The sequence below is a fragment of the Caulobacter endophyticus genome (genome assembly GCF_029543245.1).
GTDB lineage: Bacteria > Pseudomonadota > Alphaproteobacteria > Caulobacterales > Caulobacteraceae > Caulobacter > Caulobacter endophyticus_A.
This window is the reverse complement of record NZ_JARQWV010000002.1, coordinates 271,215-291,176: the sequence shown is the minus strand read 5'-3', so window position 1 is coordinate 291,176 and position 19,962 is coordinate 271,215. Positions and strand designations below refer to the sequence as shown.

At 70.1% G+C, this 19,962-nt stretch carries 17 protein-coding genes; 10 read left to right on the top strand and 7 right to left on the bottom strand.

The genetic code is table 11. The features are described 5' to 3' along the window. Positions 1-28: 28 nt before the first annotated feature. Both P7A99_RS03400 and P7A99_RS03395 read right to left on the bottom strand, forming a co-directional pair. Entirely contained in the window at positions 29-1,189 is a 1,161-nt protein-coding gene (locus P7A99_RS03400; RefSeq protein ID WP_277792525.1) for an MFS transporter, read from the bottom strand. A 74-nt stretch (positions 1,190-1,263) separates the two neighbouring features. Beyond that, positions 1,264-1,809, bottom strand: coding sequence for a helix-turn-helix domain-containing protein (locus P7A99_RS03395; protein WP_277792524.1), 546 nt, complete (start codon positions 1,807-1,809; stop codon positions 1,264-1,266). A gap of 166 nt (positions 1,810-1,975) precedes the next feature. On the opposite strand from P7A99_RS03395, the gene P7A99_RS03390 reads away from it, so the two are divergent. Continuing rightward, complete coding sequence (locus P7A99_RS03390) at positions 1,976-3,649, top strand: hypothetical protein (RefSeq protein ID WP_277792523.1); 1,674 nt, start codon at positions 1,976-1,978, stop codon at positions 3,647-3,649. 17 nt (positions 3,650-3,666) lie between these two features. Here P7A99_RS03390 and P7A99_RS03385 read toward each other — a convergent pair whose 3' ends face one another. After that, positions 3,667-4,128, bottom strand: a complete 462-nt coding sequence (locus P7A99_RS03385; protein WP_058348359.1) for an Lrp/AsnC ligand binding domain-containing protein — start codon at positions 4,126-4,128, stop codon at positions 3,667-3,669. 459 nt (positions 4,129-4,587) lie between these two features. Here P7A99_RS03385 and putA point away from each other — a divergent pair, with 459 nt between their 5' ends. From putA to P7A99_RS03360, 5 genes are all read left to right on the top strand, one after another. Then, a complete protein-coding gene (putA, locus tag P7A99_RS03380; RefSeq protein ID WP_277792522.1) occupies positions 4,588-7,677 on the top strand; it encodes a bifunctional proline dehydrogenase/L-glutamate gamma-semialdehyde dehydrogenase PutA in 3,090 nt (1,029 codons plus the stop codon). Position 7,678: 1 nt separating this feature from the next. Beyond that, positions 7,679-7,972 (top strand): antitoxin, encoded by a 294-nt coding sequence (locus tag P7A99_RS03375; RefSeq protein WP_277792521.1) that lies wholly within the window; start codon positions 7,679-7,681, stop codon positions 7,970-7,972. Next, a complete protein-coding gene (locus P7A99_RS03370) occupies positions 7,969-8,250 on the top strand; it encodes a type II toxin-antitoxin system RelE/ParE family toxin (RefSeq protein ID WP_277792520.1) in 282 nt (93 codons plus the stop codon). The genes P7A99_RS03375 and P7A99_RS03370 overlap by 4 nt, the downstream gene beginning before the upstream one ends. Positions 8,251-8,307: 57 nt before the next feature. Next, entirely contained in the window at positions 8,308-9,696 is a 1,389-nt protein-coding gene (locus tag P7A99_RS03365; RefSeq protein ID WP_277792519.1) for an alpha/beta hydrolase family protein, read from the top strand. Positions 9,697-9,781: 85 nt separating this feature from the next. Next, positions 9,782-11,113, top strand: coding sequence for a glycoside hydrolase 5 family protein (locus P7A99_RS03360; protein ID WP_277792518.1), 1,332 nt, complete (start codon positions 9,782-9,784; stop codon positions 11,111-11,113). Here the strand turns inward: P7A99_RS03360 and P7A99_RS03355 are convergent. The 4 genes from P7A99_RS03355 to P7A99_RS03340 form a co-directional block, all read right to left on the bottom strand. Further along, positions 11,110-11,469: a hypothetical protein gene (locus tag P7A99_RS03355; RefSeq protein WP_277792517.1), complete on the bottom strand. Its 360-nt coding sequence runs from the start codon at positions 11,467-11,469 to the stop codon at positions 11,110-11,112. The two genes, P7A99_RS03360 and P7A99_RS03355, sit on opposite strands and share 4 nt — an antisense overlap. 116 nt (positions 11,470-11,585) lie before the next feature. After that, positions 11,586-11,705, bottom strand: coding sequence for a cytochrome bd-I oxidase subunit CydX (cydX, locus tag P7A99_RS03350; protein WP_101715773.1), 120 nt, complete (start codon positions 11,703-11,705; stop codon positions 11,586-11,588). 18 nt (positions 11,706-11,723) lie between these two features. After that, positions 11,724-12,866 (bottom strand): cytochrome d ubiquinol oxidase subunit II, encoded by a 1,143-nt coding sequence (cydB, locus tag P7A99_RS03345; RefSeq protein WP_277792516.1) that lies wholly within the window; start codon positions 12,864-12,866, stop codon positions 11,724-11,726. Between the two features lie 13 nt (positions 12,867-12,879). Next, positions 12,880-14,445 carry a cytochrome ubiquinol oxidase subunit I gene (locus P7A99_RS03340; protein WP_277792515.1) on the bottom strand — a complete coding sequence of 522 codons (1,566 nt, stop codon included), beginning with the start codon at positions 14,443-14,445 and terminating at the stop codon, positions 12,880-12,882. A gap of 124 nt (positions 14,446-14,569) precedes the next feature. Between P7A99_RS03340 and cydD the strand changes: the two genes are divergently transcribed. Genes cydD through fixJ form a run of 4 tightly spaced genes read left to right on the top strand, consistent with a single transcriptional unit; the run spans position 14,570 to position 19,957 of the window. Then, positions 14,570-16,213, top strand: a complete 1,644-nt coding sequence (cydD, locus tag P7A99_RS03335) for a thiol reductant ABC exporter subunit CydD (RefSeq protein ID WP_277792514.1) — start codon at positions 14,570-14,572, stop codon at positions 16,211-16,213. Further along, complete coding sequence (locus P7A99_RS03330) at positions 16,210-17,856, top strand: amino acid ABC transporter ATP-binding/permease protein (protein WP_277792513.1); 1,647 nt, start codon at positions 16,210-16,212, stop codon at positions 17,854-17,856. The genes cydD and P7A99_RS03330 overlap by 4 nt, the downstream gene beginning before the upstream one ends. A gap of 5 nt (positions 17,857-17,861) precedes the next feature. Further along, complete coding sequence (locus P7A99_RS03325) at positions 17,862-19,355, top strand: PAS domain S-box protein (protein ID WP_431307635.1); 1,494 nt, start codon at positions 17,862-17,864, stop codon at positions 19,353-19,355. Then, complete coding sequence (gene fixJ / locus P7A99_RS03320) at positions 19,355-19,957, top strand: response regulator FixJ (RefSeq protein ID WP_277792512.1); 603 nt, start codon at positions 19,355-19,357, stop codon at positions 19,955-19,957. Before P7A99_RS03325 ends, fixJ begins: the two co-directional genes overlap by 1 nt. Positions 19,958-19,962 lie beyond the last annotated feature (5 nt).

Sequence of the window (19,962 nt, the reverse complement as noted above, 5' to 3'; positions counted from 1 at the left end):
CCAAAGCGGCGAGAATGACGGAAGAAAATTAGATGGCCTCACGCGCCATCCGCTCGGCCGCCAGCATCGCCGCCAGCATGGCCACGGCCAGCACCGCGATGACGGCGCCCAGGGCTTCCCAGCCGAAGCGGCCGACGACGAGGCCGCCCAGAGGCGGACCGATCAGCGCCCCGCCGGCCCCGAACTGGGTCAACAGACCGTTGGCGGCGGCGATGCGCGGGCCGTCGGTCCCGCCAGCCAGCGCCGGCAGGCGAGCGAAGACCAGCGGCGAGGCGATGCCGCTCAGCAGCACCACCAGGAAGGCGACGCCGGCCACCAGCCAGGCGCCCGCCGACAGGAAGACGAAGGGCGCGACCACGGCCGTGGCCAGCAGCGCCGGGACCACCACCCCCGTCATGCGCCGCCGGTCCAGCGGTGCGGCGTGCAGCAGGCGGATGGCGATGGCCGAGCCCGGCAGGGCCGCCAGCGAGACCAGGCCCGTGGCGATGCTGGCGCCGGCGACGCCCGCCCCGGCCTTCTCGATCAGGAAGCTAGGCAACAGCATGGTCAGGGCGCAGATGAAGACGGTGTAGAGCCCGAAACCAAAGGTCAGCACCCAGGCGGCGGGCGGCGGCAGGGCGATGCGGGCGCCGTCCGACAGGCCCTTGGGCTGGCGTAGGGCCACCAGCAGGCCCAGCGCGCACAGCACCGCCCAAAGCAGCATGGCCCCGCGCGGGCCGCTGACCGCCATGGCCAGGCCGGTGAGGCCGCTGCCGACCGCCACGCCCACGGCGACGAAGGTGCTCCACAGGGCCAGGGCCGGTCCCCGCGCCTTGTCGGAGGCGACGGCGGCGATCATGGTCGGGGCCGCGATGACCACCAGCAGATAGGCCCCCCCCTCCAGCGCCCGGGCAGCGAACAGCACCGCGACATTAGGGGCGAACGCTTCCACCAAGCTGGCGGCCAGCAGGCCGATCAGGCCGATCGCCATGAAGCGGCGCCCGCCGAACCGGCCCAGCACCAGCCCGGCGGCGATGCCCAGGGTCGCCCCGCCGATCTCCAGCAGCGACACCAGAAGCCCCGCCTGGGCCAGCGACAGACCAAGCTCCTGGCGCAGCACCGGAACCAGCACGGCGATCTTGGGAAGCTGGGCGGCGGCTAGCACGCCGATGAGCCACAGGGCGATGATGTTGGACCAGGAACGCAGCATGGCGCCGCCCTAGACCGATGCGCCCGCGCGCGACACGAAAAACTTATGCGTGGCGGCCATCGGCCGCAAAGCCGTCAGGCGATGGTGGTGGTCAGCCGGCCCACACGTCCGTCGGCGAGGGGGATCGTCTCCCACTCCGTCAGACCCGGCGCGACAGGCACCTCGGGGCTGTCGTTGGGCCCCGTCTGGAAGCGAAGGCGCTGATAGGGCCGCTCGAACCAGCCCGCGTCGGCCAGCTTGCCCTGGGCCCGGGCGATCTCGGGGCTGGCGAAGCGCCACAGCGACACGCCCAGATAGTCGGCCGCGTCGATCCGCCAGGACGCCAGCCGCGCGGGCGACACGGCCAGCAGCTGGTGGGTGGCGTCGCAGACCAGATGCACAGCCTGGGACGAGGTCTCGACCAGCCGCCGGATGGCCGCGTCGCTACTCTCGCCCGCCTGGGCCGCGATCAGCGCCGCGATCCGCTCGCGATGAGCCTCGTCGGGCTCGTGCTCGCCGCTTTCCCAGCGCGACACCGTGCCCTGCGACACCGCCAGCAGCTGCGCCACGGCGCCCTGCTTGACGGCGTTCAGCCGCCGGAAGCGGCGCAGCGCCAGGCCGATGGGCAGGTCGTGGATCATGCAGGGAAGACTAGCGGGAAAGGGCAGCGAAAGGGAGCCGAAAGCAACCGGTTTGAGGCGTCCGATTTAGACGCAGCGCCACGATAATAAATGGATCGCCAGCCCCCAACCGGGGGCCATCACGGCGAATTTTGGAACAAATCATAAACATTTTTGGATATTAACAATGGCCGTATCTCTCCTCGATTTTGTCACACCCAGCGACCTTCCAACCGCCCAGGGCGGCGTCACAGACATCGGCTACGCCATGGCCGCTGCGCTCGCTTCCGGCGCGACCTACATCGTCTGCCCGGCCTGCCCCGTGGACGGCGGCTACAACTTCGGCTCCGGCTCGTTCACGATCGGCAGCGGACAGTTCGTGGAGGTGGAAGGGCAGACCCTGATCAAGTCCACCTCGCCCACCTCGATCTTCGACTTCACCGGCTATGACGCTCGCAGCGGCTTGCGTGGCGGCGCGTACAGCATGATCGGCGCTCCAGCCGGGTCGTGCGCCCTGCGCCTTCGCACGGACCGCGATGCTGTCTGGGGCGTGCGCATCTCGGGGATCCGCGTCCAGGACGCCTACTGCGCCATCACGGACGTTCCAACAGGAGCGTACTACTCCGTCGACTGCGAGTTCACGGATATCCAATGCCGTTGGACCAAGGGGACCCAGATCGCCTCCCGGCGCAGCCGGGGCTTCATGCTGTACCGTGACGTGTTCATCGACAACACGCTCGGCGAGCTGCCCGGCCACTCTGGCATCAACGACCGCGTCACTTGGCCCAGCGCCGTGTTCGCCGATTTCATCGGCATCGAGCTGCGCGGGCGCTTCCATGTCGTCGGCCAATCGACCGGCGACCTGCGTCCGGTCGCCTATCAGCCCAACGCAATCGGCGTTCTGATCGACGGCGACGTCGCACCGGAAGCTGGCCTCAACCGGTTCGTGTGGGGCGACACCATTCGCGTAGAGTCCTCGGAAGGCCCCGGCATCGTCGTCAGGTCGGCAATCTACCTCAATATGATCGATATGGAGGCATATGGCTGCCTGGGCACCGGCATCGAGCTTGACCGTGTCAACCGCGCGATGCTCCTGAACCTGCGCGCTCGCGGCGGCAACAATCTCGACGGCGCTCCGGCAAGCGCCGACGCCATCTCGATGACCTCCTGCAGCCAGTTCCAGGTTGCGAACGTCAGCGTCGAGGCCGCCAAGCGCGACGGCCTGCGTCTTACGGGCTGCACGGACATGCTGCTGACCAATGTCGACGCGCAGGGCAACGACGGGCAAGGACTGGTGGAAACCAGCGGCAACCTGCGCAACCTGTACACCAACGTCACATCGCGTGGTAACTCAGGCTCGGACGCCGTAACACTGGAAGCCAATAGCCGTGTCACGATGCTGACCATGGGCGATGAACTACAGGCCCCCGGGTCGCGCAGCGCGTTCGCCGCCCACAAGGCGGGAACGGATCAGACCGGGATCCCAAGCAACACGTTTACCCGCCTCGCCTTCCCGAGCACGCGCTACAACCAAGGCGGCTACGACCCCGTCACGTCGCAAGCCAGGCCGCAGGCAGGATTGGTCACGCTGAAGGCCCGCGCCTTGGTGACCGACGGCATCAAGATCGGAAAGGAGCTTTCCATCCTGATCTACAAGAACAACGCGCCGCTGGCCGTGGACACAATCGTTCCAAGCAACGCGGGGGCCCAGACGCTCAGCGTGGAGGTCGATGACACGGCGAACGGGACGGATGTCTACGAGGCCTATGTCTACCTCGGCGACGACCCGACGGGCGGAGCGAACAAGACCGTTTCGGGCGCCGACGCCTGGACGGCGTTCTCCTGCGCGCCGATCGGCTGAACGAGGTCCTGTCGCTCTTAGAGCGGCAGCTGCACCGTGCTCTTGACCTCCTCGAGCACGGCGTAGGTCCGCGTCTCGCGCACGCCCGGCATCTTCACCAGGATGTCGCCCAGGAAGCTGCGATAGGCGTCCATGTCGCGGACGCGGGCCTTGATCAGGTAGTCGAAGCCACCGGCCACCATGTGGCACTCCAGCACCTCCGGCGCACGGCGGATGGCGGCGGCGAAGTCCTCGAACACCTCGCCGGTCGTGCGATCCAGCACCACCTCGACGAAGATCAGCAGGGCGCGATCGACCTTGGCCGGATCGAGCAGCGCCGCGTAGCCGGTGATGAAGCCGCGCTCGCGCAGGCGCCGCACCCGGTCGAAGGTGGCGGCCGGCGAGAGATTGCAGCGCTTGGCCAGCTCGGCGTTGGTGATCCGGCCGTCGGCCTGCAGCACGCGCAGAAGCCGGCGATCAGTGTCATCTAGAGCGGACATGGATTTTCGTCACTTTCAGTGAAGATTATTCGGATAATAGCGATAACAAACAAAGCACCTTCGGGACGAAGAAGCCTACACCCTCAATCGTCCTAGCGAAGCTTCCCCCCGCCGCATCCCCCAGTCGGCGTGTTTCGCCAAGGACCTCCCGCTCGGCGGGAAAGCTCGCCACGCATCCCCCAGCGTCGGCGACGAGCGGAAGGGACGCGCGAGTCCCCCCGAGACGCGTCCCTTCCAGTGCTCCCCTTCCCTCAGCCTCCAGGCCCGCCGTAACCTGCCGTTCGACGACCCTTGTCCCGGGGCGCCCCGGCGCCCTGTCGCGGAGGTTTTCGCACGCCTGGAGCAGACGACGTTTTTCGACGTTTACGCCGAACAGGATACGGAAGCCAGAGCCAACAAACGAAGCACCTTCGATCAGAGGCAAGCTACTCCGACGATAAATCATTAGCGAGGCGCACCATGGCCGATTGGGATTCCCTGGACGACGGCAAGTACCGTGACGAGAAGGCGGTGATCGCCGACCTGCTGGCCGCGGGGCCCCTGTCCAGCGAGGATCGCGCCGCCGTCCGCGCCGAGGCCGAGGCCCTGGTTCGCGGCGCGCGTCGCAGCGTCCGCAAGCAGGGCGTGGTCGAAAGCTTCCTGCAGGAGTTCAGCCTGGGCACCCGCGAGGGCCTGGCGCTGATGTGCCTGGCCGAAGCCCTGCTGCGCACCCCCGACGACGACACCCGCGACAAGCTGATCGCCGAGAAGATCGGCTCGGCCGATTGGGCGTCTCACCTGGGCGGCAGCGACAGCCTGTTCGTCAACGCCTCGACCTGGGGCCTGATGCTCACCGGCAAGATCGTCGAGCCCGACGACGAGGCGCGCCGCGACCTGCCCGGCTTCATCAAGAAGCTCGCCGGCCGCGTCGGCGAGCCGGTGATCCGCGCCGCCGTCGGCCAGGCCATCCGCATCATGGGCGAGCAGTTCGTGCTGGGCCGCACCATCGAAGCGGCCATCAAGCGCGCCGCGAACGAAGACACCATGTGCTCGTTCGACATGCTGGGCGAAGGCGCCCGTACCGCCGCCGACGCCGCCCGTTATGAAAAGTCCTACGCCGACGCCATCGAGACCGTCGGCAAGCTGTCGAACAAGGCCGGCCCCGAAGCCGGTCACGGCGTGTCGGTGAAGCTGTCGGCCCTGTGCCCGCGCTACGAGGCCACGCACGAAGACCGCGTGTGGGAAGAGCTCTATCCCCGCACCCTGCGCCTGGCCCTGATCGCCGCCAAGTACAACATCAACTTCACCATCGACGCCGAGGAAGCCGACCGCCTGGCGCTGTCGCTGAAGCTGCTCGACCGCCTGTGCCGCGAGCCGGCCCTGGGTGAATGGAAGGGCCTAGGCCTGGCCGTCCAGGCCTACCAGAAGCGCTGCGGCGAGGTGATCGCCCGCCTGGAGGCCCTGTCGAAGGAGACCGGCCGCCGCCTGATGGTGCGCCTGGTCAAGGGCGCCTACTGGGACAGCGAGATCAAGCGCGCCCAGGTCGCCGGCCGCCCGGACTATCCGGTCTACACCACCAAGCCCGCCACCGACCTGTCGTACCTGGTCAACGCCAAGGCCCTGATCGGGGCCGCGCCGCACCTCTACGCCCAATTCGCCACCCACAACGCCCACACCCTGGCGGCCGTGGTTCGCATGGCCAAGAACGCCGGCGTCAAGATCGAGCACCAGCGCCTGCACGGCATGGGCGAGGCGCTCTACAAGGCCGCCGACGACCTCTATGACGGCGTCACCCTGCGCGCCTACGCCCCGGTCGGCGGTCACGAGGATCTGCTGCCCTATCTGGTGCGTCGCCTGCTCGAGAACGGCGCCAACACGTCGTTCGTCCACGCCCTGCTCGACGAGCGGGTGCCGGTCGAGAAGGTGGTCGTCGACCCGATCGACGTGGTCGAGGCCCATCCCGACCGTCACGCCAAGATCCCCACGCCCATCGACGTCTACGGCCAAGAGCGCAAGAACAGCGCTGGTCTCGACCTGTCGGTGAAGGCCGACCGCGATCGCCTGGCCGCCGCCGTGGCCGCCGTCGACGCCGCCCCGCTGCAAGCCGGCCCGTTGGTCGGCGGCAAGCTGGAAGCCGGCGGCCCGCCGCTGCCGGTGGTGTCGCCCGTCGACGCCGGCCGCGTGGTCGGCGCGGTGTCGGAAGCCCAGCTGGCCCAGGTCGACAAGGCCTTCAAGCTGGCCCGCGCCGCTCAACCGGCATGGGATCGGGCCGGCGGCGCGGCCCGCGCCAAGGTGCTGCGCGCCATGGCCGACGCCCTGGAAGCCGACATCGACCGCCTGATCGCCATCCTGTCGCGCGAAGCCGGCAAGACGCTGTCGGACGGCATCGCCGAGGTGCGCGAGGCGGTCGACTTCTGCCGCTACTACGCCGTGCTGGCCGAAAAGCAGTTCGGCGCCCCCGAGCTGCTGAAGGGCCCGGTCGGCGAGACCAACACCCTCGCCCTGGCCGGTCGCGGTGTCTTCGTCTGCATCAGCCCGTGGAACTTCCCGCTGGCCATCTTCACCGGCCAGATCGCCGCGGCCCTGGCCGCCGGCAACGCCGTGGTCGCCAAGCCTGCCGAGCAGACGCCGGTGATCGCCTATGAAGCGGTGAAGCTCTATCACGCCGCCGGCCTGGATCCGCGCCTGCTGGCGCTGCTGCCCGGCCGCGGCGAGACCGTCGGCGCGGCCCTGACCGCGCACGAGGGCCTGGATGGCGTCGCCTTCACCGGCGGCACCGACACCGCCTGGCGGATCAACCAGACCCTGGCCCAGCGCCACGGCCCGATCGTGCCGTTCATCGCCGAGACCGGCGGCCTGAACGGCATGTTCGTCGACACGACGGCCCAGCGCGAGCAGGTCATCGACGACGTCATCGTCAGCGCCTTCGGCTCGGCCGGCCAGCGCTGCTCGGCCCTGCGGCTGCTGTTCCTGCCGCACGACACCGCCGACCACATCATCGAGGGCCTGAAGGGCGCCATGGACGCCCTGGTGGTGGCCGACCCGGCCGACGCCTCGACCGACGTCGGCCCGGTGATCGACGCCGACGCCAAGGGCGCGCTGGACAAGCACCTGGCCCGCCTCAAGCACGAGGCCAAGGTGCTGCACGCCCTGGAAGCGCCCGCCGGCGGTACGTTCTTCGGCCCGGTCCTGGCCGAGATCCCGGCCGCCGACTTCCTCGAGCGCGAGGTGTTCGGCCCGATCCTGCACGTGGTCCGCTACAAGCCCGAGGACCTGGAGCAGGTGGCCGGCGCCCTGGCGGCCCGCCGCTACGGCCTGACCCTGGGCGTGCATTCGCGCATCCAGGCCTTCGCCGACGACGTGGTGCGCCTGGTCCCGGCCGGCAACGCCTACGTCAACCGCACCATGACCGGCGCGGTCGTGGGCGTGCAGCCGTTCGGCGGCGAGGGCCTGTCGGGCACCGGCCCCAAGGCCGGCGGCCCCCACGCCCTGCTGCGTTTCAGCGTCGAGCGCGCGCTCAGCGTCAACATCACCGCCCAGGGCGGCGACCCGACGCTGCTGAACCTCTGACTTGACGTCGTCGGCCATGGGCGAGACCCTTTCGCCCATGGCCGACGGCTTCGACATCCATATTGATTCTGAACAGGCCGCCCGATTGACCGCAGCGGCCGAGCGGCTGGGCGTTTCGCCTTCCGACTATGCTCGCGAACTGATCGAGGCCGGGCTGGACGACCTCCCGCCCAGGACGATCGACCCTGATCCCGCCATCGACGAGGCGATCGCCGACGCTGTCGAGGCCGGCGAGGAAGAGACCATCTCCCTGGAAGAGTTTCGCGCCCAGCTTCGCAGCTTCGGCCGTCGGTGACCTACAAGGTTGCGGTCACCCGCCGGGCGAGCCGGGACGCCGCACGACTGGATGCTCACCTTAGAGCGCAAAACCCACGTGCAGCCGACAAACTGAGCGACCAGATCGCTAACGCAGCCACAAGCTTGGAAGAGAGCCCTCTGCGAGGCCGCGCCGTCGGCGCGACCACTCGCGAGATCAATATCCCCTTCGGTCGCAGCGCCTACATCGTTCGCTATCGCGTCAAAGGCCGGCATGTGACCATCACCCGGATCTGGCACGGTCTGGAGCAGCGGTAGACGGCCGCTCGCCGCCATGCACAATCTCCGGTGCAGTTTCATCGGGGAGCCTTCGCCATGCGTTTCCTGCCGTCCGCCGTGATCGCCGCCGCTCTGCTGGCGCCCGCCGTCGCCGCCGCCCAGGTGGGTCCGATCGCCGGCGACTGGTACGGAAGCCTGCAGGCCGGCCCCAACCGGCTGCCGCTGGTGTTCCACGTCCAGGCCGATGGGACAGCCAGCGTCGACAGCCCCGCGCAGGGCGCCCTTGGACTTAAGGCCACGGCCGCCTTCGCCGACGGCAAGGTCAAGCTGACCCTGATCCTGCCGCCCGCCACCTTCGAGGGCCAGCTGTCGGCCGACGGCGGGACGCTGACCGGAAACTGGCTGCAGAACGGCGCCAGCCTGCCGCTGGCCATGGGCCGCACGCCGCCGACGGTGACGCCCGCCAACCGCCCGCAGACGCCCAAGCCGCCGTTCCCCTATCGCGCCGAGGAGGTGTCTTACGTCAATCCGGCCTCGGGCCTGAAGCTGGCCGGGACCCTGACCCTGCCGCCGGGCGAAGGCCCCTTCCCCGTCGCCGTGCTGATCACCGGATCGGGCTCGCAGGACCGCGACGAGACCCTGTTCGAACACAAGCCTTTCCTGGTGCTGGCCGACGCCCTGACCCGCAAGAGCGTCGCCGTTCTGCGCGTCGACGATCGCGGCGTGGGCGGCTCGGAGCGCGGCGAACTCAAGACCGCCACCAGCCTGGACTTCGCCACCGACGTGGCGGCCGGCGTGGCCTTCCTGCGCGGCCGCAAGGATATCGACGCCGCCCGCGTCGGCCTCATCGGACACAGCGAGGGCGGACTGATCGCGCCAATCGTGGCCGCCAAGGACCCGAGGATCGCCTTCGTCGTGTTGCTGGCCGGCACGGGCGTGCCGGGAAGCGAGGTGATCAAGACCCAGTCGCGCGACATCGCCCTGGCCGGCGGCGCGCCCCCCGCCCAGGCCGAGGAACAGGCCCGGCTGGTCGCGGAAGCCAACGCCGTCGCGCTGAGCGAGCCCGACCTCAGCAAGGTCAAGCCGCGCGTCGTCGCCCTGCTCACGGAAAAGGGCGCACCACCCCCAACCGCCGAAGTCCAGGGCCGGCTTCTGAGCTCCCCCTGGTACCGCACCTTCCTGACCCTGGCCCCCGCGGACTATCTGCGGCAGGTTCGGGCCCCGGTGCTGGCCGTCAACGGCGAGAAGGACACGCAGGTCTCGGCCAGCCAGAACCTGCCGGCGATCAAGGCCGCCCTGGCGGGCGCCAAGGACGTGACGATCCTTCCCCTGCCGGGCCTGAACCACCTGTTCCAGACTGCTCGAAGCGGCGCGCCGAGCGAGTACGTGCAGATCGAGGAGACCATCGCGCCCTCGGCCCTGACGGTCATAGTCGACTGGACGGCGGCCCATGCCGCCAAGCCGCCGCATCGCCACGCCGATTAACTTCATCAAATTTATTTAATCGCTGGACCGGGCCCGCCAAGCTCCGCTAACGTCGCTGCAAATCAAAAGCGGGGAGACACCGGGAATGCTTTCGCGACGCGCGATCCTGGCCGCCGGCGCGGCCGGCCTGACGGCGGGCGCCGCCGCCCTTCCAGCCCTGGCCGCGGCGCGGAAGGGCTTCGTGAAGGTCGAGAACGGCCGCCTGAGCCTCGACGGCAAGCCCTATCGCTTCGTCGGCGCCAATCTCTGGTACGGCGCCTGGCTTGGAGCTCCGGCCGCCTTCGGCGACCACGCGCGCCTGGCCCGTGAACTCGACAAGCTGCAATCGCTGGGCGTCACCAACCTGCGCGTCCTGGGCGCGGGCGAGCGCTCGCCGGCCAAGGTGGCCATGGACCCCACCTTCCGCGGCCCCGGCGAGGACTACGACCAGACCCTGCTGACGGGGCTCGACGTGCTGCTGGCCGAGATGGCCAAGCGCGGCATGAAGGCCGTCATCTACGTCAACAACTTCTGGGACTGGTCGGGCGGCATGCCGGCCTATCTGAACTGGACCGGCAACGGGACCTGGTTCCAGAAGGGCGATCCGGCCCATCCCTGGCCCGCCTTCGCCGACTATTCGGCCCGCTTCTATGCCGACGAGAAGGCCAACGCCCTCTTCCGCCACTATGTGAAAGCCCTGGTCGGCCGCACCAGCACCGTCACCGGCAAGCCCTATCGCGACGATCCCACGATCATGGCCTGGCAGTTGGCCAACGAACCGCGCCCCGCCGGCAGCGAAGCGTTCGGCAAGGCCAACCGCCCCGCCTACGACGCCTGGATCGACGGCACGGCCCGCTTCATCAAGTCGATCGACGCCAATCACCTCGTCTCCAGCGGCAGCGAGGGCGACATGGGGTGCCTCGGCAGCGAGGCCTGCGTGGTCGAGAGCCACAAGACCCCGGCCATCGACTACCTGACCCTGCACGTCTGGCCCAACAACTGGAGCTGGATCTCGATGACCGACCAGCCCTCGACCTATGAGGCCGGCGCGGCCCGCTCGCGCGACTACATCCGCCGCCACATCGCCCTGGCCAAATCCATGGGCAAGCCGCTGACCATCGAGGAGTTCGGCCTGATCCGCGACGGCCGCGCCTTCGCGCCCGGCTCGCCGGTCACCTTCCGCGACCGGTTCTACAGGATGGTGTTCGACGAGGTGGAGGCCGACATGAAGGCCGGCGGCCCGACGGCGGGCGTCAACTTCTGGGCCTGGAACGGCGAGGGCCGCGCCCAGCACGCCGACGCCTGGTTCAAGAAGGGCGACCGCTCCTATGTCGGCGATCCCCCGCAGGAGGAACAGGGCCTGTTCGGCGTGTTCGACGCCGACGCCTCGACCCTGGCGATCATCAAGGGCCACGCCAGGGCGGTGAAGGCGATCTAGCGTCCCATCGCCCGTCGCAACCAGGCCCAGGCGCCGCCCCTCCGGTGATCCCTCGCCACGCTGGCCTCGAAGTCGTGGCCGGCGTCGATGGCCCGGCGCAGGGCCTCGCGGTGGGCCTCGAGCATGCGGTCATAGGCCTTCAGCGTCTCGGCGGCTTCGGTCGTGCGCGCCATGTCCAGGTCGAGGCCGTTCAGCAACGCCTCGGGCAGCTTGCGGATATCGAAGTCACGGCCGCCGCCCTCGGCCTCGTGATTGGGCTCAAGGGCGTACCACCAGGTCAGGGCGCGGCCGCCCTTCCAGCTGTGATAGAGCTTCACGCCGCCGTGGCTGAGCATGAGCTTGCGCCTGTTCACCATGAGTCCTCCTGGAGGACGATCTGGCGCCGCGGTTTGCGACAGCCGCAACCACGCAACGCAAAACCGCCGCCCCGGAGACCGGGACGGCGGCTTGCTTGTTCACGCCGTCGGCGGGATCAGGGCTCGGAGAGGCCCGCGTCGCCGTCGTCGGTCAGGTTGAACTCGTACCAGACGCCGTTGAGGACGCCGAAGGCGAGGGCCAGGCCGAGGCCGAGAACCCAGGTGAAGTACCACATGCTCTTGGCTCCTCTTTCTCAGTACATGGCCGGGTCGGACTTCAGGGCGGCGCTGCTCGTGCGGCCCCACAGCACCCGGTAGACATAGGCCGTGTAGGCCAGCACCACCGGCATCAGCACCGTCACCACGACCAGCATGATGAACAGCGTCGAGTGGCTGGACGAGGCGTTCCACACCAGGAAGCTGGAATGGGCGTCGACCGTGCTGGGCAGGATGAACGGGAACATCGACAGGCCGCTGGTGGCAATGATGCCGGCGGCCGAGGCCGAGGAGCCGCCGAAGGCCAGGCCTTCCTGACGCTTCCACAGCCCGAAGGTCGCGAAGGCCGCGCCGACGAAGCCCAGCACCGGAGCGATGGTCATCCACGGGTAGCGCGCGAAGTTGTCGAACCAGGCCCCCGGCGCGGCGACGACCGTGGCCCGCAGCGGGTTGGACGGGCCGGCCGGATCGACCACCCCCTCGACCCGGAAGCCCAGGCGCATGGCCAGCAGGCCTCCGAGGGCGAACAGCACGATGCTGGCTATGCCGGCGACCAGGCCGAACTTGCGGGCGCGGTCGACGATCGGGCCCTTCTCGGCCTTCACCGCCAGCCAGGCCGAACCGTGCAGCACCAGCATCGCGGTCGACAGCAGGCCGCAGACCAGGGTGAAGGGCGTGAACAGTTCGAAGAAGTGGCCGTGGTAGGTGCTGCGCAGGTCGCTGTCGAGCTGGACCGGCACGCCTTGCAGCACGTTGCCGACGGCGACGCCGAACACCAGGGCCGGCACGAAGCTGCCCACGAACAGCGACCAGTCCCAGAACGAGCGCCACTTGGCGTCCGGCCGCTTGGACCGGTACTTGAAGCCGACGGGCCGCATGATCATCGCCGACAGCACCAGGAACATGGCCAGGTAGAAGCCGGAGAAGCTGGCGCCGTAGACCATCGGCCAGGCCGCGAAGATCGCCGCCCCGCCGGTGATGAACCACACCTGGTTGCCTTCCCACGTGGCGCCGATGGTGTTGATCACCGTGCGCCGCTCGTCGTCGTTGCGGCCGATGAAGGGCAAGAGGGCGCCGACGCCCATATCGAAGCCGTCGGTCAGGGCGAAGCCGATCAGCAGCACGCCCAGGAGGCCCCACCAGATCAGGCGGAGGGTCGGATAGTCGAGGGGGAGTTCCATGATCTGGTCTCCTTTAGGCGACGGCTTCGGCGACGGGGGCGCCGGTGTCTGACGGGAAGGCGTCCTGTTCGGCGAACGGACCCTTCTTGATGGTCTTAAGGATCAGCCCGACCTCGACCACCGCCAGGGCGCCGTAGAGCAGGGTGAAACCGACGATGCTGGCGATCAGTTGGGCGACGCTCAGGCTGGAGGGCGCCAGGAAGGTGGGCAGCACCCCTTCCACGGCCCAGGGCTGACGCCCGACCTCGGCCAACACCCAGCCCAGTTCGGTAGCGATCCAGGGCAGCGGGATGGCCAGCACCGCCAGGCGCAGGAACCACTTGGTCTCGTGCCTGCGCAGGGTCACCAGCACGAAGGCCGTGGCGAAGAGGGCGATCATCAAGAGGCCCGTGCCGGCCATGATCCGGAACGACCAAAACATCACCGGCACGTTGGGCACGGTGTCCCAGGCGGTCTTGGCGATCAGCTCCTTGGACGCCGTGCGCGGATCCTCGACATGGCGCTTGAGCAGCAGGGCGTAGCCCAGGTCGCGACGGTTCATCTCGAAGACGCCGCGTGCGGCCAGGTCCTGCGGATTGGCTTTCAGCTTCTCCAGCGCATCGTAGGCGACGACGCCGCGCTCGATGCGGTCCTCGGCGGTGGCCACCAGTTCGAAGATGCCTTCGACCGGTTTGTCGACGCTGCGGGTGGCGATCAGACCCAGCACGTAGGGGATCTTCACCTCGGCGTGGGTCTTGCGGTCCGCGAGGCTCGGGATGCCGACGGCCGTCAGGCCGGCCGGCGCGGGCTCGGTCTCCCACATGGCTTCCAGGGCGGCCAGCTTCATCTTCTGGTTGTCGGTCAACGCATAGCCGCTCTCGTCGCCCAGGACGACGACCGACAAAGCCGAGGCCAGGCCGAAGGCGGCCGCGACGGTCATCGAGCGCTTGGCCACGCCCGTCCACCGGCCCTTGAGCAGGTAGAAGGCCGAGACGCCGAGCACGAAGACGGCGGCGATGGTGTAGCCGGCGCTGACGGTGTGCACGAACTTGGCCTGGGCCACGGGGTTGAAGATCACCGCCTTGAAGTCGGTCACCTCCATACGCATCGTGTCGGGGTTGAAGGCCGCGCCCACCGGGTTCTGCATCCAGCCGTTGGCGATCAGGATCCACAGGGCCGAAAGGTTGGTGCCCAGCGCCACCAGGAAGGTGACCAGCAGGTGGGTCACCGGCTTCAGCTTGTCCCAGCCGAAGAACATCAAGCCCACGAAGGTGGCTTCCAGGAAGAAGGCCATCAGGCCCTCGATGGCCAGCGGGGCGCCGAAGATGTCGCCCACATAGTGCGAGTAGTACGACCAGTTCATGCCGAACTGGAATTCCATGGTCAGGCCGGTGGCCACGCCCAGGACGAAGTTGATGCCGAACAGCGCGCCCCAGAACTTGGTGACCGTGCGCCAGATCGGGCGCTTGGTCATGACGTAGACCGCCTCCATGATGAACAGCATGAAGGACAGCCCCAGCGTCAGGGGCACGAAGAGAAAGTGGTACAGGGCCGTGAGGGCGAACTGCAGGCGGGATAAATCGACGACGGCGGGATCCATGCGTAGCTCCGGTGTCGGACGGCGATCGGTCGCGCCGCACGAGCATCTCGCCTTAGGCGTGTTTTCGATAGGGGTCTTTGATGCGGATCAAGGCCTTTGCACGATGGAGCGCTAAAGCCTGGCCATGACCGTTCGGACCCCCGTCGAGACCGAGATCCTCACGCTCGCGCGCCCGTGGCTGCGAAGCTTGAACAGGACGACCGCCGCGTTCAGCCGGGCCGCGGCCGCCTGGCGACTGGCCGACGTGGCCGGCGCGGCCGGCTTCGCCGCCGGCCTGGCCTTCGGGATCGACGCCCTGACCCGCAGCCTGACGGAGGCCCTACCCTTCCTGGCCCTGGCCCTGGTCTCGGCCCTGGCGCGCGGCGTCCTGGCGGCCCAGGCGACCCAGGCCGGCGCCAAGGCCGCCGCCCGCGCCAAGGCCCACGCCCGGCGACAGGCCGCCGCCTCGCTGCTGGCGCCCGGCGCGCCGCGCGGCGGCGCGGCGGTCACCGCGGTGATGGACGGCGTCGAGGCCCTGGACGGCCACGTCTCGCGCTTCGCCCCGACCCGCGCCGCCTCGGCGGTCGCGCCGCTGCTGCTGATCGGCCTGACGGCGATCGCCAGTCCCGTCTGCGCGGGGATCCAGCTCTTCACCCTGCTGCCGTTCATCGCCGCCATGGCCCTGGCCGGCATGGCCGCCGCCGACGCCTCGCGCCGGCAGTTCCTGGCCTTGGAACGGCTGTCGACCCTGTTCCTCGACCGCGTGCGGACCTTGCCGGTGGTGCTGGCCTTCCAGGCCGAGAACCGGGTCACGGCGGGCCTGGCGCAGGCCGCCCACGACCTTTCCAAGCGCACCCAGGCGGTGCTGCGGGTGGCGTTCTTCTCGTCGGCGGCGCTGGAGTTCTTCGCGGCTCTGTCGGTGGCGCTGGCGGCCGTCTATTGCGGCTTCAACCTGCTGCGCCTGCTGCCCTTCCCCGTGCCCGAGACGCTTGACCTGAAGCGGGCCTTCTTCGCCCTGGCCCTGGCGCCGGAGGTCTACGCCCCGATGCGCCGCCTGGCCGCCGCCTATCACGACCGCCAGGCCGCCGAGTCGGCCGCCCTGACCCTGGCCCGCCTGCCCCTCCCCGCCCCGGCGGCCGCGCCGCTGAACCTGCCGTTCGCCCCCGAGATCCGCTTCGAGGACGTGGGGGTGACCTATCCGGGCGGCGAGGCGGCGGTGTTCGACGGCTTGGCCCTCGTCGCCCCGGCCGGCCAGATCACCGCCCTGCTCGGCCCCAGCGGCTGCGGTAAGACCACCCTGCTGAACCTGCTGACCGGTCTTGCCCCACTGAGCACGGGTGAAGTGCGCGTGGGCGAGGCCAAGCTCTCCGAGGCCGGCGCCTTCGCCGCCGACCTGGCCTGGGCCGGGCAGTCGCCGTTGCTGCTGGCCGGAACCCTGGCCAACAATCTGGCCCTGGCGCGGCCCGACGCCTCGCGCGACGACCTGGAAGCCGCCGCCCGCCGCGCCGGCCTGTCGGACCTGCTGGATCGTCGCGGCGGCCTCGACGCCGTCCTGGACGAGCGCGGCGGCGGCCTGTCGGGCGGTGAACGCCGACGCCTAGGGATAGCCCGGGCCCTGCTGAAACCCGCGCCGATCCTGCTGCTGGACGAGCCGACGGCCGATCTCGACGCCCAGGCCGAGGCGGCGATGATCGCCGCGATCCGCCAGGCCGCCGCCGGCCGCACGACCCTGATCGCCACCCATTCCGAGGCCCTGGCGGCCATCGCCGACAAGGTTGTGCGCCTGTGAGCAAGAGCCCGCTCTCCAAGCTGATCGCCGAGCAGCGACGCCGTCAGGCCGGCCCGCTGATCATGGCCGCGGTCGCCGCCGCCGTGGTCGGAGCCGGCTCCACCGCCCTCCTGGGCCTGTCGGGCTGGTTCATCACCGGCGCGGCTCTGGCCGGGGTCGCTGGCCTGGCTGCGGCCCAGGCCTTCAACGTGCTGCTGCCCAGCGCCACCATCCGCCTGCTGGCGATCCTGCGCACGGTCGCCCGCTATGGCGAGCGCCTGCAGGGCCACGCCGCCGCGCTGGACGCCCTGGCCGCCATCCGCCCGCGGCTGTTCGCCGCCCTGGCTTCCGCCCCGCCGCGCGAGGCCCTGGCGATCTCGCGCGGGGAAGCCGCCGCCCGCCTGGTGCAGGATGTCGACGCCGTCGAGACCCGCTTCGTGCGCCTGTCCGCGCCCTGGGGCGCCGGCGCCGGCGTGGCCATGGCCGTCGCCCTGGCCGCCCTGGGCGGGATCGGGCCGGCGATCGCGATACTGGTCGCCGTTTTCATCCACCTCGTCCTCGCCCGCGCCCTGACCCGGCGGCTCAGCGCCCCGGCCGGGGCGGCGATCCAGGCCGCGGCGGGCGAACTGAAGGAGGCCCTGGCCGCCTTCGCCGCCGCCGCGCCGGAACTGAAGGTCTATGGCGCGGAGGGCCCCGCCCTCGACCGCATCGCCGCGCTCGGCGACCGGCTGGACGCCCTGAAGGTCCGCGCCGCCCGAGCTCAGGGGATCCTTGCCCTGTCGGAAGGGACGTTGACGGGCCTGGCCGTCGCCGCCGTGCTGGCCCTGGCCGCCCCGGCCTCGGCCCCGCTGGCGGCCCTGGCCGCGCTGGCGGCGGTCATGGCGATCGAGGCCGCCGCCCCGATCGCCCGCGCCTTCGAACAGGACGGCGCGGCCGAAGCGGCCGGCGAACGGCTGGACGCCCTGCTGCGCCACGCGCCCGAGGAGGCGCCGCCGGCCAGGCCCGGCCGTCCCGCCCTGCGCCTGCAAGGCCAGGACCTGCCCCCCGGCGCGCGCCTGGCCCTGACCGGCCCCACCGGCAGCGGCAAGACCACGCGGCTGGAACAACTGGTCGGCCTCCGCCCCGCCCCCGCCGAGGCCTTTGCGCTAGGCGGCCAGGATAGCGCGAACCTGCCGCCGGCCGCCCTGCGACCGGCCTTCGCCTACGCGCCGCAGGACGCCGCCCTGCTGGCCGACACGGTGCGCGATAACCTGAAGCTGGCCGCCCCGGCCGCCAGCGAGGAGGCCCTGTGGGCGGCCCTCGACGACGCGGCCCTGGCCGACCGGGTCCGCGCCTTGCCTCAAGGGTTGGACACCTGGCTGGGCGAAGCGGGCGAACGACTGTCGGGCGGCGAGCGCCGGCGGCTGTCCCTGGCCCGCGCCCTGCTGCGCGACGCCCCCTGGCTGCTGCTCGACGAGCCGACCGAGGGGCTTGACCCCGCCACCGAAGCCCAAGTGATCGCGCGGCTGGACGAGCGCCTGCGCCGAACCGGGCAAGGCCTGGTGCTGGTCAGCCACCGCCCTGCGCCGCTGGCGCTCTGCGGACGGACGATGGCGGTGGAAACGGTGTCGCGCCCCGCCGCGTCGGCTATAAGCCGCCCCATGATCGAACCGGCGAAGCCTTGAGGCCCATGGCCGCTCCCCCGCGTGCTCCCGGCCCGCTGCACAGCGAGCTGCGCCCCGGCGTGTTCCTGGCCTCGGCGACGATGATCGCCGCCTGCGCCCTGCTGTTCTTCGCCCTGCCCAGCCGCTACGCCGCCCCGGCCGCATTCCTGCTGTTCGTGCCGGCGGTGCTGGTCAGCGCCGCGCTCGGCGGCCTCGTGCCCGGCCTGATCTCGACAATCGCGGCCTCGGCCATCGTCTGGTTCCTGACCTTCTCGCCGCATCCCGATCAGGCCACCGCTGTGTCGAGCATCGTGTTCCTGATGATCGGGGTGGGCATGTCGATCGGCGGCGGCTGGTTCCATGCCGCGCGCCGCCGCACCGTGGCCATGACCAGCCACCTGCGCTCGATCCTCGACACCGTGCCCGACGCGGTGGTCGTCATCGATCCGGGCGGGATCATGACCTCGTTCAGCCCCGCCGCCGAGCGGCTGTTCGGCTGGACCGCGGCCGAGACGGTGGGGCGGAACGTCAGCATGCTGATGCCCGAGCCGCACCAGAGCGCCCATGACGACTATCTGTCGCGCTATGAGCAGACCGGCGAGAAGCGGGTGATCGGCATCGGCCGCGTCGTCACCGGCCTGCGCCGCGACGGCACGACCTTTCCCATGGAGCTGGCGGTAGGCGAGACCAAGGGCCCCACCCGCGCCTATACCGGCTTCATCCGCGACCTGACCGAGCGCCACGCCACCGAAGCCCGCCTGCAGGAGCTGCAGGGCGAGCTTGTCCATGTCTCGCGCCTGACCGCCATGGGCGAGATGGCCACCACCCTGGCCCACGAGCTGAACCAGCCGCTGTCGGCCATCGCCAACCTGCTGACCGGCTCGCGCCGGCTGATGGACCGCGGCCGTCCCGAGGATCAGGCCAAGGTGCGAGACGCCATCGACCGCGCCTCCGATCAGGCGCTACGGGCCGGCGACGTCATCCACCGCATGCGCGAGTTCGTGCGCCGGGGCGCCACCGAGCGCGACGTCGAGAGCCTGTCTGAACTGGTCGACGACGCCCGCGCCCTGGCCCTGATCGGCGTGCGCGAGGGCCAGGCCGAGGTGCGCATCGAGCTCGATCCGAGCTGTGACGCCGTCTTCGCCGACCGGGTGCAGATCCAGCAGGTGCTGGTCAACCTGATCCGCAACGCCCTCGAGGCCATGGACGGCCGGCCTGTGCGGCGCCTCACGCTGGCCAGCCGCCGGCTGGAGGACGGGACGATCGAGGTGTCGGTGGCCGACACGGGCGCCGGGGTCGACGACGAGTTCCGCGAGCGCCTGTTCCAGCCTTTCATGACCACCAAGGCAGAGGGCATGGGGGTGGGCCTGTCGATCTCGCGCTCGATCATCGAGGCGCACGGCGGGCGCATCTGGGCCGACGCCAATCCGGACGGCGGGACGGTGTTCCGCTTCACCCTGCCGCCCGCACCAGCCGCGACCAAGACCCGCACGACCGAAGCCGACCAGGAGACGATTTGATGAGCGACGCCGTTGTGCACGTGGTCGACGACGACGCCGACGCCCGCGACTCCCTGGCCTTCCTGCTGGAGACGGCCGATTTCCGCGTGCGCACCTACGCCAGCGCCCTGGCCTTCCTGTCGGAGCTGTCCGAGGTCGAGCCCGGCTGCGTGATCACCGACGTGCGCATGCCCGGCATGAGCGGCCAGGAACTGGTGCGCCGCCTCAAGGCCGCGGGCTCGGGCCTGCCTGTGGTGATGATCACTGGCCACGGCGACATCCCCATGGCCGTCGAGGCCATGCGCGACGGCGTCGTCGACTTCATCGAAAAGCCGTTCTCCGAAGCCCGCATCCTGGCGGCGCTTGAGCGCGCCCTGGCCGCCGCGCCCCAGCCAGCCGTAAGCGACGACCAGGCCCAGGTGCTGGCGCGGATGGAAACGCTGTCGGAGCGCGAGCGCCAGGTGCTGGACGGCGTGGTCGCCGGCCACCCCAACAAGATCATAGCCCGCGACCTGGGCATCAGCCCGCGCACCGTCGAGATCTACCGCGCCAAGCTGATGAGCAAGATGCACGCCGACAACCTGGCCGCCCTGGTGCGGATGACGCTGTCGGTGCGGAGCTGAAAATC

Excerpts from the sequence above, each read along its gene's own strand:
- P7A99_RS03400 (WP_277792525.1), bottom strand. The coding sequence starts at position 1,189 with ATGCTGCGTTCCTGGTCCAACATCATCGCCCTGTGGCTCATCGGCGTG.
- P7A99_RS03395 (WP_277792524.1), bottom strand. The coding sequence starts at position 1,809 with ATGATCCACGACCTGCCCATCGGCCTGGCGCTGCGCCGCTTCCGGCGG.
- P7A99_RS03390 (WP_277792523.1), top strand. The coding sequence starts at position 1,976 with ATGGCCGTATCTCTCCTCGATTTTGTCACACCCAGCGACCTTCCAACC.
- P7A99_RS03385 (WP_058348359.1), bottom strand. The coding sequence starts at position 4,128 with ATGTCCGCTCTAGATGACACTGATCGCCGGCTTCTGCGCGTGCTGCAG.
- putA (WP_277792522.1), top strand. The coding sequence starts at position 4,588 with ATGGCCGATTGGGATTCCCTGGACGACGGCAAGTACCGTGACGAGAAG.
- P7A99_RS03365 (WP_277792519.1), top strand. The coding sequence starts at position 8,308 with ATGCGTTTCCTGCCGTCCGCCGTGATCGCCGCCGCTCTGCTGGCGCCC.
- P7A99_RS03360 (WP_277792518.1), top strand. The coding sequence starts at position 9,782 with ATGCTTTCGCGACGCGCGATCCTGGCCGCCGGCGCGGCCGGCCTGACG.
- P7A99_RS03355 (WP_277792517.1), bottom strand. The coding sequence starts at position 11,469 with ATGGTGAACAGGCGCAAGCTCATGCTCAGCCACGGCGGCGTGAAGCTC.
- cydX (WP_101715773.1), bottom strand. The coding sequence starts at position 11,705 with ATGTGGTACTTCACCTGGGTTCTCGGCCTCGGCCTGGCCCTCGCCTTC.
- cydB (WP_277792516.1), bottom strand. The coding sequence starts at position 12,866 with ATGGAACTCCCCCTCGACTATCCGACCCTCCGCCTGATCTGGTGGGGC.
- P7A99_RS03340 (WP_277792515.1), bottom strand. The coding sequence starts at position 14,445 with ATGGATCCCGCCGTCGTCGATTTATCCCGCCTGCAGTTCGCCCTCACG.
- cydD (WP_277792514.1), top strand. The coding sequence starts at position 14,570 with ATGACCGTTCGGACCCCCGTCGAGACCGAGATCCTCACGCTCGCGCGC.
- P7A99_RS03325 (WP_431307635.1), top strand. The coding sequence starts at position 17,862 with ATGGCCGCTCCCCCGCGTGCTCCCGGCCCGCTGCACAGCGAGCTGCGC.
- fixJ (WP_277792512.1), top strand. The coding sequence starts at position 19,355 with ATGAGCGACGCCGTTGTGCACGTGGTCGACGACGACGCCGACGCCCGC.